Consider the following 12,565-nt stretch of genomic DNA (forward strand, 5'->3'; position numbering starts at 1 on the left):
CCCTTGCACTGCACGCCCTGCCTGATCCGGTGGAAAAAGACCTGCAACTGCCCTTTATGACGTCTGCGCCCCAAGATACATATCTACCGCTTTCACCTGATCACGCCGTGATTGATTGAGTGCTTATCACGCGCAAATCCCTGCGCAACAGATGCCCTCACTCACAAGAGCCTTCAGGAAAACAGACATCATGCAGACGCTTTCCCCCGTTCTCTTAACACCCGCCGCCACGCAACGCGACGCCACAGCGGCGTTGAAACGACTGACCCGCATCATCAGGACACTGTCCAAGGAACTGTCCCATCTACCGCAAACGCCAGGCTCCCTGCTCACCGCCCTGGACACAGGCAACAGCAGCCAGGTGGAGCAGGAGCTGAACAGCCTGCTGCAACGGATCGATGCCTTCTGGCAAGCTCGCGGTGACACGGAGCAAAGCCGACATTCGCTGTTCGCCACATGCTTGGAAAAAGCCCTCTACGACGAAGCGCAGCTCAAATCCCATGAGAACGAACTGGGGCCGAATGCCGTAGCGTGCGTTGCGCGTTCCGATTCGTTCGAAACGGGCAGTTCACAAGGCCAGGTAAGCGTTTATTCGCTGCATGTACAGTTCAATGAACAAACGCGGGTGGAAATCAAAGGTGCTCTGGTCATGACCGCTGCAGCCGGTCGCACATTGCTGGCACTGCCCGGCAGTGGGCTGACGGAATTTGCAAGCCATCAGGCCATGTCGCAAACGATGGCAGGGTGGCTCAACGACCACGTGCTGCGATGGGCATTGCTCATGAACGCCGACCAGCGGCATCAGGATGCAGCCGTTGCAGTGACAAACGACCCGGACTTGTTCATTGAGCGGTTTGGCCCCGCCGACATCCACCTTCAGCCGATCACCACTGATCCCTATCACCACGCATTGCAGCGGCAGATGCACAAGCAGGGCGAGGACCTGCGTTACCTCTGCGGCGCCGGAATGAGCCCTGAACCGCAACAGCGCGCTATACGGATCGTCGCAGCGCTAAGCATGTCCGGGCTATTCGGGCCGTCGGCCATGCTGGCACGCCGCGAGCAGGCTCTGGCCGAGCGTAAAATGCGCACAGACTTACCCGACTGGGTGAAGATTGCGGCGCCAGCGGACCTCGACACCTACATTCAGCATGTCAATCGCTATGACCATGCACGCCAGGCCCTGGCCAGCGCACTCAAAGGTGCCGCCTCTGCCGAGCAATACGCGCAAGTGAGCCTGCGCGCTCATTTGACCAACGACCTGGGTTACGAACTGGAGCCCGACGACATCACCGTAACGACTCAGCGAACGCTGCCTTTGACGGGTGAAAGCTATACCACCACGCGCACCCTGACCCAACTGGCGCTATTGGGGGTGCACCCGGATGACCGACAGACCGGTTCGCAATTTCTGACCCGCACCACCATCGGCCTCGAGCAAAGGTCAGCCCAAACCGCCACTACCCGGCTGACCCCGGCGTACCTGGCGCGTGCGGTCGATGAGCTGAACCTGCGAGCCAGCTTCGCCGATTACCAACGCAGGGCATATGCACTGCCAGGCAATCAGCAGCTCATGCGTAAGCTGGTCGACCTGCAGGTCGTCGAGGCGGCGTATGCGGCAAAGATGCAGGGACATATTTCGTGCGAAGACTTCGCCATCATCCATGCCATCACCCAATCGCTGCCTGTTGAAGAGGGCACGGTGCTACGGGTTCAGCACATCCGGATCGACAATCGCGGCATTCTTGGCCGCATCCTGGTGTTCAGGAAGGAGGACACTCAAGGCAGGCTGGATCGCTTGCTCATGTTCGCCTCCGAGGCGCCACGCGCTCGGCTGTTCCAACGTTTTCACAACCAGACCCAATTGCTTCATGAACTGGTGGGCTGGCTCGCCATTCCGGCGATGACGGATTACCTGCTTCAGCAATCGCCTGCCGACAGCCGCCAGGGACTTAGTGAAACCCTGGAAGCGCTCAGACAGAAACCGTACCCGGCGCCCGGCTTCATCCAGTTGATCACGCTGGACAGCTACGATGCGGGCCTGCGCAATTTCGTCAGGGAAAAGATTGATGTAATGCTTTCGGAACATCAGGCCCATATGCCCGATTGGTATCAGCAGGCCAGTGCGTCACAGCGTCAGAAGTTGATCGCGCTGGAAGACGCCCTCGCCGGCGCCGCACGCAACTACCAAGCCCAGGCTCATACCAGGGTCCAGGACTTCGAAGACTATGTGCACCAGCGCGCCAGTGAAAAAATAAGCCAGTTGCTTAAGGTGCCGGCGGGCACGGTAGACCCCGACCAGATCCTCATCATCTCCGAGCGGGAAACGCTGACTTACACCCAAATGATGCGTAACGGCTATGACGACAGCATTAGCCTGATCACCCCGACCGCCGATACCACGGCGGTATTCAGAGGGCCCCAGGGTCTTGATCTGAGCACACTGACTCCGGCAGCCGTTGCGCGCTCGGTCCATGGCAAATGGCTCGCCGATGACTACGCCGCGCTGATCCGACGCACGCTGCTTAGCCCCGAGTCCACGGGTTACGCGTACCGACGTCAAACCAGCACCCTGATCACGCAATTGCAAATGCAGGCGGCAGCCCTGCGCAGCCTGCTCAAGGGGCACATCGGGCCCGATCAATATCAATGGCTCGCCACAGCAATCGATAACCTGGGCCGAAGGGACGCCCAGATGCGCGAACGGTATCCGGTGTACCCCCTGCAAATTCACATCGACAAACCATTCATCGCCTCACACCTGAGCCTGTTCGACCAGTTGGTGATTCCGGACACCCACCTGACCCAAATCGAGACCGTCCAGGGATGTTTCGCCCTGCTGTCGAACGAAAACCGACTGGCGCCGTTGCTCTACACGCCGGGCGCACCCGACGGGATCGAGTTCCGGGTGTTCAGTTCGTTCGTGGAATCGCTCGGGCAGCCTGGAATGATCGACTATTACAAAGACCGCTGCCGGCTCAAGGCACGTCGCGCTTTGGCGTTCTTTCTGAACGATATGAAAAAAGGCAATGCCAACAAGCGCCCCTGCTTGCCAAAAGAGCACATTGCCGATTTTGCCCAGGTCTGCTTCAACCGGCCGATTGAACGCAAGTTGCGTGACGTGGAGCAAACCACCACCGGTCGTCATGACATGTTGAGCAAGGTGGTCTGGAACAGCGTAGACATCATCGCCACTGTACTGACCCTGCCCTTTCCTCCCGCCAGCTTCGCTGTCGGCGTGATGCTGTCGTTGCGCGACAGCGTCAAGGCCTTCCAGGCGCTGACCGGGGAGTCTCCTGAGGACGCCCATGCGCTTATTCTCGCCTCGGCCCTAAACATGGTGGGCGCTGCGGGTGATCTCCATCAGGGCCTTAAAGGTTTCGGTGCAATGCTGCGCAAGTTATCCAGGGATTCGGGAACAGCCCCCCGGCCCGTTGCGCTAAAGAACCTGTCGAACCCGGCCAAACGGGAACACCTCTACCCGGCCAGCCTGCAGGACGAAGCGTTGTTGATAGGCAAACCCAATGCCAGTGACCAGGCGCCGATTTATCGCAGCCTGGGTCTCGACACGGACGAGGTTGCCGCCACCCGACACTACGCAACCCGAGACAGCAACGGTGTCTGGCAGCCGTTGGAACAGCCCTCCACGCCGGCCCCGTCATCCGCGTCCGATGCGCTCTCCAATCGTGCCGTGAACATTTCCCTGCAGGACCTGCCACGGATAACCGAGGGGCATGCCAATGGCGTCAGCCTGGGCCAGGGCAAGCATTACATCCAGATGGACGGTAGGGTTTATCAGGTGCAGTACGACGCAGCCATTCGCTGCTGGCACATCGTGGACCCGAACAACCCCTTCGCGTTTTTCGGCCGCCAGCCCATCAGGCTGGACGATCAGGGGCAGTGGACACTGGCAGAGCGTTCGCGCCTGCAAGGCGGTGGCAATGATGAACCGTTCGGCTTTAGGCCCTTGCAAGAACAAGCGGGTAGCAATGCAACAGACCTGAGTGACTACGAGCTGCCGCAGCATTACCAGAGGCATATGGAGGGCATCCTCAAAATGGAGCCGGCCGACGACATGGGCATGAACCTGGAAGGGTACTTCGAGATCTATTACGCCCAAATGCGCGAGCGCTACTTCAGCCTCAAGGAAACGCTTTACGCCGACGCCCAGGCCTTTTTTGCCCGCACCCCGGCGCTGCCGCCCAAGCCAACACTCCCAGCAGTCGATCCATCGGCGAACGTCGGCGGCTTTCTGGAAAACGTTTTCAACAGCAGCAACGGGTTGGTCTTGAGCGAGGCCCCCCAGTCGGTGGCCAGTAAACACTTTCTCATCGCCCACATGCAGACCCTGGTCGCTCAGCGCGTCGAGACGATTTACCTGCCGCACCTGTTCACCGACAAGCACTTCAAGAAACTGGCGAAATATCGCGCCAAAGGAAAAAACGTTCGCTCCGGCTCCCATGAGATCAGGGATCATCTGGAGCTGATCAATCAGGGCGCATTGAACAACCTGAGCGACGAATACGATTACTACCACCTCATCAAGCAAGCGCACCGCCACGGCATCGAGGTTCGCCCACTGAGCTCCTCGGTCAGTTACCCGGTCGAAGGTTTTGAGGTGGCCACCCCAACAACCGATGTCGCAGCCGCGCAAAAGATGAGCAACTTCTTCGCTCACAAGGTGATCAGCGCCGAGGTTGTGCGAGACCGCTCCAAGCGCTGGATCGCCCTGCTCGACGAAAAGCTGGCCACCACCCATGACCAGGTTCCAGGCATCGCCGAGCTTCAAGGCGCGATCAGTGTGCATATCGAAGACGTACCTGCCGGGCGTCCTATGCAGATCCGCGCCACTTCGGTTCGCCTGGTCGAAGACGGACAGGCCACGCCATGCGACTTCAAAATAGAATTCGCAAATCCAATCGTGGCCGACACGGCAATTCCTGCAGCCCTACCGACTAGCCTGGACGATACCCTGGCCGGAGCAAGCGCCGCCGCCAGCGGGCGCACACATCCGGGCGTAACAGGCTTTCGCTGGGATGAAAGTACAGGCTGGCAGCGCGTCGCACCGGAGCATTGGGTTGCCGACAGTCCACCGACCGCACTCCAGCAATCGCTGCTCGACACGACATACGGTATGCCATCGTCGTCGAGAGACGCTTTGTATGAGCTGATTCAGAGGCCAAGAGGACTCGACGGCAACTATTTCATCAACGATACCGACCTGATACCGGCGCAATCGACATTTTTCGAGTTAAGAGAGAAGCTGCGAATCGAATCGCGTCCCGTCATTTTTGGCGAGCTTGCGCCGCGACCGACGATGCCTGCTATCGACACCCCAGGCAATGTGGATGAATTCATTAAAAGCCTGTATCAGCAAACCGACGGCATGGTCATAGGCGAATTCCACGCCTCTGTCGCCAGCAAGAAATTCATCATGGACAACCTGCCGCTGCTGACACAGCAGAACGTAAAAACGCTTTACATGGAGCACCTGCTGACCGACCTGCATCAGGCCGACCTGGATCGTTTTTTCGACACCGGACTTATGAGCAAAAGGCTTTTGGATGACATTAAAAAGCTGGACAGCGGGCATTTGACTGACCCGGACCATATGTACAACTTTGAAAAATTGCTAATCAAGGCACAGCAACATGGCCTGGAAATTCGCGCCCTGGATTGCGCCGCCAGTTACCACCTGCGGGGTATACGCCTGGAGACGCCCACGACCCGCCAGCAGATGATGAATTATTTCGCCTCGCGCACGATCCGTCAGCATCAGTCTGTCATGGGTAAGCACAGGTGGGTTGCGTTGGTCGGCAATACTCACTCCAACATCTACAAGACCGTCCCAGGCCTTGCGGAACTCGAAGGTGCCATTGGCATTCACCTCGTTGACGTAGCGCCTGGGAACTCCAAGGGCATCAGGGTGGACAATGGTGTGTTCTCGCGCAGCCCCATGAAGAAGAGCGAAGGCTTTGTGAAAGGCGACTTCCGGATCGATGTAGAGATCCCTGGAACCCCGGTCTGGCCAGCACCTTTAGAAAAGCCAACGCTGGATCAGCGGCTGCCGAGGGTCGGTACGTTCGTGCTGGAGTCCGAGTCGGAAACAGCACATATGATCGCCCATCGGTCCAGAGACAACGCGATTCATCTCACACCGGTGCAGTTCAACGCCGAGGGCAAGGCGTTCGTGGAGCGCCCGACCTGGGAGGCGTTGCACTTAAAACCCTATGAGAGCGTCGAGGCGCTGATGCTCGCCCTGCAGCGCCACGGCCTGGAGCGAGTAGGGTGAAATCATGAGTCATCGAGGTGGCAAGCGCGCGCAGTGCTGCCGCCTCGAATGACGTGATCTATCAGGCCTTTGGCAGGCGCTGGTCCAGCAACTGGTGCAGCGCGCTGTCGGTGGGCCAGTTGCGCATGAAACGGGCGCGGTCCCTGGAGAAGGCAGCAGCGAAGGTACTGGCCGAGCTGTGCTGACACATGGCGTCCAGATCGATCAGCGCCCAGCGGTCCTGATGCCAGAACACGTTATGCCCTTTCAGATCACCATGGCTGATACGCTCACGAATCAACTGCGCAAACAGCCTGTCCAGCGCCTGCAATTCGCTTTGCGGTGCATCGGCTGCAGCAACGTACGGCGCGAAGCGCTCGATGATATCCGGCCCCGGCAGGTACTCGGTGACGAGGTAGGCCTGGCGTCGTAGCCAAAACACACGTCGCTCCAGCAACGCCAGCGGCTTGGGCGTAGCGATGCCGAGGAACATCAGGCGATTGCCTTCACGCCATGAATGCCAGGCTCGACTCGGACGCCAGAAACGTTTGAGCCAATGGGCCAGATGCTTGATGTTGTAGCGTTTGATCACCAGAGGTCGGCTTTCGACCTCGGTTTTCGCCACGCTTGCAGCGCCGCCGGTCTTGTACAGGTGGCCGTGATCAATCAATGCGTCGGCTTTGTCGAGCACCGGGAGCATTGCGACTTCTTCTTCGCGACGAATCGCGCGCAGGCCAAATGGCCCATCCGAAACACTGAACAGACTGCAGTCACGTCCGACCTTGATCAGGTAATCGCGCAGACGCCACTGGCTGACCTTATCGATCTGCTTTTGCAGCGCCTCGACCGGTAACGCATGTTCGCCATTGCTCAGCAGGTAGTAGACCAATAGTTCCTCGGTGAACGGCTCCAGCGATCTGGGCAGCTGCGCGAAGAACACACCGAGGTTTTCCAGCACCTTCTGGCGAGACAGGGGCTTGCCCGCTTGTTCGGCGCGAATGCCGGCGCCATCGATCAGGTACAGAGTGCCGTTCTGCCGCAGCAGGTTGTCCAGATGCAGGTCTTCCTGCCACAGCCCCTTGGCATGCATTTGCCCGACGGCAGCCAGCGCGTCGCCCAGCACGCTGATTTGTTCATCGGCCAACGGTGGCAAATGTTCAACTGCCCTCCAGGCTTCCCCAAGACTGCGGGCCTGATCGAGAAATTCGAACAGCAGCCAGCCACCCTCGCCTTCCACAAGCCCATCGGCCAACAGCAGCGGGGTGCTCAGGCCCTGTTCAGCGAGCAGTTGCACACCGCTGAGCTCGCGTTGAAAGTGTCGCGGCGCCCTATGCCCGACCAGCAACTTGGCCAGCACCGGCCGCCCGCGCCAGACCCCGGCGCCAACATAGCGTTGACCGGGCAGCACGCGCAGCAGGCTGAGCAACTGCAACTCGGCAGGACCGGCAGCATCCGCCAACGCAATGCTCATGGGCAGCGTTGGGGTGCGACCGGCGTTTTTCAGTTCAGACAAACGCATCGGCGCCCTCTTCAATCAATCAAATAAAACGCGAATCGCCCGCTTCTGTGCGAAGGGTATCGGCATCCGGCCAGAATCAAAAAATGAGGCATACCACCATCCTGCTGATGCCCGAAGGACGTGGGGGTCCGGCTCGCCGACAATTTGCCGCGAAGCGGTGGTAAGCCCGGACCACGCGTTGTATCTGACACCACGAAGGTGCCTGGTTTTGTTAATGCATCGCAGCAGCTGGCGAGTAACTGAGTGCCGCCCCCGGCGCCTACGGCCAGACGCACAGGCAGGTGCCGCACGCGGTCTTACCGCCCACTGCGCTTATGACGGCCGCGTTTGGCCAACCGCTGCCACCATGCATTGACCGGGCCACTGCCTGGTGGGGCCTGCAAATACGCGGCGAGCAATTCGCGGATTTCCGCCTCGTTCCACACCGACGCGCGCCGTAGCAGCGGCTCGATGTCCTTGACCCGATCACGTTGGCCGAAAATCGACTTACGGGTCTTTTCCAGGTCGATCAGCTGCGCTGTGTAATTGCCATCCCGCGCCTTGAGGAAAATGTGCTTGGGATAGAAACAGCCATGCACCTGCCCGGCTTTATGCAGTGTGCGCGCCAGCTGGCCGCAGGCCTGCAGGATAGCCAGCCGTTGCGTGGCGGCTAGCTCGCCCCATTGCAGCAGCAGCGTATCCAGATCGGTCCAGCCATCCAGCGCGCGCGTCATCAGGATCGCCCGGCGCTCGCCATCGACCTTCTTCTGGCCATAGAACACTGCGTGCAGCGCAGGAATGCCCAGCTTCTGATACAGGCTGATGTTGCGAAACTCACGGGAGAACGACGGCTCGCCGAACGGGTGGTGCAACGTGTGGGTCAGGTAGTTGCTCTGCCGTTTGAGGTAATAGCCCGACCCTTCAAGCTCCAGACGAAACACACTGCTCCAGCCGCCGCGCCCGGTGTTGGGCTCGTCCACCGCGTCGAGTTCCACGTTCCACAGCGAGTCGAAATCCGCCAGGCCATGACGTTCCAGCAGGTCACGGTCGGCCTGGGCAATGAACACACTCATTCGCGTCCCTCAAAAAAGCTGACGATGTGACGAATGCGCTTTTTGTCTGAATCATTCAGTCGTTGGCGCCCTCGATACTGCAGATAGAAACGCAGGCGCTGGGTCGCGGACAGGTGATATTTGGCCACCTTGTCCAGACACGCCAGATCCTTGGTAATGCGATATCGCAACATGAAACTGACCCAAAACGCCCCGTTGGGGCAGTCGATCAGGAACACGGTCGAACGGTCATCGACCAGCAGATTGCGCCACTTCAGATCGTTATGGGTGAAGTGATGATCATGCATGGTCCGGGTGTACTGCGCGACTTGCCGACTGATGCCATTGACCCAGGCGCGGTCGCTCAGGCGCGCGTCATGGGTGCGCGCCAGCTCCGACAAATCCTCGGTACGTGGCAGCTCGCGGGTGATCAACGCGCCGCGATCATAAGCCGCGCCATTACGCTCCAGGCCCCAGGCAACGACCTCGGCGGTAGGGATGCCCCACTTGGCAAAGCGCTTGAGATTCTGCCACTCCGACTTGACCCGCGGGCGTCCCAGATAGCGACGCAGACCCTTGCCTGCCGCCACGTAGCGCTTGACGTAGTAGTTCACGCCCCGGCGCTCGACGCGAATGACTTCCGACAGCGGATCGCGGGTCAGGCGCTCGCCCTGCAAGGCAAAGACCGCGTCCAGCGAGCCAAAATCGTCTGCCAGCGCTGCGTATTCCGGTTCCAGATTCCAACCCGCCATCAGAGCGCATCTCCGTAACGCAGTTTGCGCTGATAAAGCTTGTCGGCTTTGGCTTCGAGCCAGCTCAGCAATGCCGATTCCTGCGCGAGAATCTGGCGCAGCGGCTGCTGGAAGTAACCTTTGAGAAAGCGCAGCTTGTCGCGCCGGGTCAGGCCGATGTCCATCGCCGAGAAATACAGCGCGGCCAGGTCCTTGTTGCGCCAGCGCATGGTGATCGCCGAGCGGGTCTGGGCACGGTGCAGGTCGATGACCGAGAGTTTGAAATCCTCGGGCGTGACCGGCTTGTCAGTGTGCAGCAGGAAATGACAGATATAGCAGTCGCGGTGGTTGACCCCGGCGCGGTGCATCATGCCAACCAGCCGCGCGACTTCGGCGATATACGCCCGCTTCATGCGCGGCTCGGGAGGCTCGTTGCGCCAGTTGAGGCTGACGTCCTCCAGGCTTAGGGTCGGCGCCAGTTCTTCGGTAACGATGAACGAGTGCTGGGACGCCGGATTGTTGCCGCGTTCGCCATAGGCCACGGCAGTCATGGTCGGGATACCGGCCTCGTGCAGGCGATTGATCGCCTGCCACTCCTGCCCGGCGCCGAGCACCGGCAGCTTTGCGCTCAACAGGTTTTTTGCCACCTCACCCCAGCCGATGCCGCGATGAATCTTGACGAAGTAGCCACGCCCATCGACTTCGGTGCGCAGGGTGCGGCGGTTCTCCAGTTCGCGATAAACCTCGCCTTGCAGCGCCTCGACAGCGTCGAACGCATCGCGCCCGGCCCAGAGGCTTTTGAAGGGTTCGGCAAGGATCAATTTCATCCGTGGTGCTCCGCCAGAATCACATCCGCAGCGTGCTGCGGCATGCTGTAAAGATCAGCCGTGTCGGCGAACGCCAGCCCGTTACGACGCCAGACACCGCGTGCGGCGTCGTCCTTGAGCATGCGGGCCAGAAACTGATTGAGCTGGTTCTGTTCGAACGGCTCATCGAGCACCAGACCACTGTCGGCCTCGGCAATGTAGTGCGCGTAGCCACATACCGCGCTGACCAGCACCGGCAGCCCCGCGACCAACGCCTCGAGCAGCACGGTGCCAGTGTTTTCGTTGTAGGCCGGGTGAATCAACAGATCGGCGCCCAGCAGAAAGCGCGGAATGTCGCTGCGGCCTTTCATAAAGGTCACGTTGTCGGTCAAGCCCAGCGCCGTGCTTTGCAGCTGAAACACTTTTGGGTCGTCCTGGCCGATGACAAACAGCCGCGTGCGCTTTCTCAACGCCGCCGGCAACGCCGCCAGCGCCTTGAGGCTGCGATCGACGCCCTTGGTCTTGAAGCCCGAACCGATCTGCACCAGCAGCAGATCGTCATCGCCCAGCCTGAACTCACGACGGAATTGGGCGCGAATGTCAGCGGCGTTATCCGGTGCGCGGCGGTCTTGGGAAATGCCCGGCGGCAGCAGATGGAAGCGCTCCAGCGGCGTGTCGTAATGCTTGATGAACAGCGGCTGCTGCACTTCGGAAATCATCAGCACCTCGGTTTTCGCCTCCCTGGCGAACACCGCGCGCTCGTACGCAGCGAAGTGGCGATAGCGGCCCCAGTGCTTGTACAGACCGTGGCGCAGCGTCTGCGCCTTGTCTTCAAAGCAGCCATCGGCGGCGTAGTACACGTCCAGGCCGGGCATTTTGTTGAAGCCGATCAGCCGATCCACCGGGCGTTTGGCCAGGTCGGCGTTCATCCAGTCGGTAAGCTTTTCGTTGCGCCGATGATTGAAAATCGCTTTGACCGGCGCCACCCGCACTTCGAAGCCAGGAGGCACATCGCCTTCCCAGATCAGGGTATAGACGCGGATGGTATGCCCGCGCTGCTGGCACTCCAGGGCGATGCGCATGAAATCGCGCTGCAGGCCACCGAAGGGAAAGTATTTATAAAGCACAAAGGCCAGTTGCATCACGGATGTTCCTTTGCCAGCAACAGCGAACCCAACTGGCTCGCTACTCGCTCGGGATTCAGGCGAGTGAAGCACATCGGCCACTCGCGCTCGGTATCGAACTGACGCTGATCTTCAGGCGTCGGTCGATAGGTGCATTTCTTTTGCAGGCACGGCGCACAGGCCGGGTAATCGCCCGCCAGATGGACCTGCGATTTGCCGTAGGCGCCGGTGAGACCAGGATTGGTCGGGCCGAACAGCGACAAGGTCGGCACGTCCAGCGCTGCCGCCAGATGACCAAGCCCCGTGTCTACGGCCACGCAGCCTCGTGCGCTGGCAAGCACTTTGGCGACGCCAGCCAGATTGAGTTTGGGGAGCACGACGGCGTTATCAAGGCCCTCGGCAATGCGCTCGGCCCGGGCTTTCTCCGCCGGGTTGCCCCACGGCAGATGCACTTCCAGCCCTTGCCCGATCATGCGCTCGGCCAGCTGGCGCCAGTACAACTCGGGCCAATGTTTGGTCGCCCAGGTGGTGCCGTGCAGAAACAGCACGAACGGCGCGCTGCTTTCGGCGTTTAACAGGCGGTTGCGATCCAGGCCGTAATCGCCAAGACCTGCGGGCAGTTCATAGCCCAGCGCTTGCGCGAACAGCTGACGCAGGCGCTCGACCGCGTGCTGCTCACGGGCCACCGGGTAAGCCCGATCATAAAAACGCGTTGCCAGCGGTTCGCGAGCGGAATTTTTGTCCAGGCCTACCACCGGCGCTTTGACATAGCGCGTCAGCCAGGCACTTTTCAGCAGCCCCTGAGCGTCGATGACCAGATCGTAATGCGTGCCGCGCAGCCGTTGTTTGAACTGACGCCACTGGCCGTTCCTGAAGGTCTGCCAAAGGTTCTTGCGCCAACGACGGATTGCGACCGGAATCACCCCGGACACCGCAGGATGCCAGGTCGGGATTTCCGCAAAGCCTTCTTCCACCACCCAGTCGAACTGAATGCCGGGCACTGCGCGAGCGGCGTCGGTCAGCGCAGGCAAGGTATGAATGACGTCACCCAGCGACGACGTCTTGATCAGCAGTACCCGCAAG

General features: G+C 60.2%; 7 protein-coding genes. 1 reads left to right on the forward strand and 6 read right to left on the reverse strand.

Annotated elements, in window-relative coordinates; translation table 11 throughout:
• Positions 1–190 precede the first annotated feature (190 nt).
• Positions 191–6,292 carry a membrane-targeted effector domain-containing toxin gene (locus tag B3I26_RS16610; RefSeq protein WP_296259125.1) on the forward strand — a complete coding sequence of 2,034 codons (6,102 nt, stop codon included), beginning with the start codon at positions 191–193 and terminating at the stop codon, positions 6,290–6,292.
• Between the two features lie 61 nt (positions 6,293–6,353).
• Here the strand turns inward: B3I26_RS16610 and B3I26_RS16615 are convergent, their stop codons facing one another.
• From B3I26_RS16615 to waaC, 6 genes are all read right to left on the reverse strand, one after another.
• On the reverse strand, positions 6,354–7,790 hold the full coding sequence (locus B3I26_RS16615) for a lipopolysaccharide kinase InaA family protein (protein WP_296259126.1): 1,437 nt from the start codon (positions 7,788–7,790) through the stop codon (positions 6,354–6,356).
• Positions 7,791–8,086: 296 nt separating this feature from the next.
• Positions 8,087–8,842: a lipopolysaccharide kinase InaA family protein gene (locus tag B3I26_RS16620; RefSeq protein WP_296259128.1), complete on the reverse strand. Its 756-nt coding sequence runs from the start codon at positions 8,840–8,842 to the stop codon at positions 8,087–8,089.
• On the reverse strand, positions 8,839–9,573 hold the full coding sequence (locus B3I26_RS16625) for a lipopolysaccharide kinase InaA family protein (RefSeq protein WP_296259130.1): 735 nt from the start codon (positions 9,571–9,573) through the stop codon (positions 8,839–8,841). The genes B3I26_RS16620 and B3I26_RS16625 overlap by 4 nt, the downstream gene beginning before the upstream one ends.
• Positions 9,573–10,379, reverse strand: coding sequence for a lipopolysaccharide core heptose(I) kinase RfaP (gene rfaP, locus B3I26_RS16630; RefSeq protein WP_296259131.1), 807 nt, complete (start codon positions 10,377–10,379; stop codon positions 9,573–9,575). The genes B3I26_RS16625 and rfaP overlap by 1 nt, the downstream gene beginning before the upstream one ends.
• A complete protein-coding gene (locus B3I26_RS16635; protein WP_296259133.1) occupies positions 10,376–11,500 on the reverse strand; it encodes a glycosyltransferase family 4 protein in 1,125 nt (374 codons plus the stop codon). Before B3I26_RS16635 ends, rfaP begins: the two co-directional genes overlap by 4 nt.
• The gene (gene waaC / locus B3I26_RS16640; protein WP_296259134.1) at positions 11,500–12,564 is read right to left on the reverse strand and encodes a lipopolysaccharide heptosyltransferase I; all 1,065 of its coding nucleotides are present in this window, start codon (positions 12,562–12,564) and stop codon (positions 11,500–11,502) included. Before waaC ends, B3I26_RS16635 begins: the two co-directional genes overlap by 1 nt.
• Position 12,565 lies beyond the last annotated feature (1 nt).

The sequence above is a fragment of the Pseudomonas sp. UBA5706 genome (assembly GCF_002419965.1).
Classification (GTDB): domain Bacteria; phylum Pseudomonadota; class Gammaproteobacteria; order Pseudomonadales; family Pseudomonadaceae; genus Aquipseudomonas.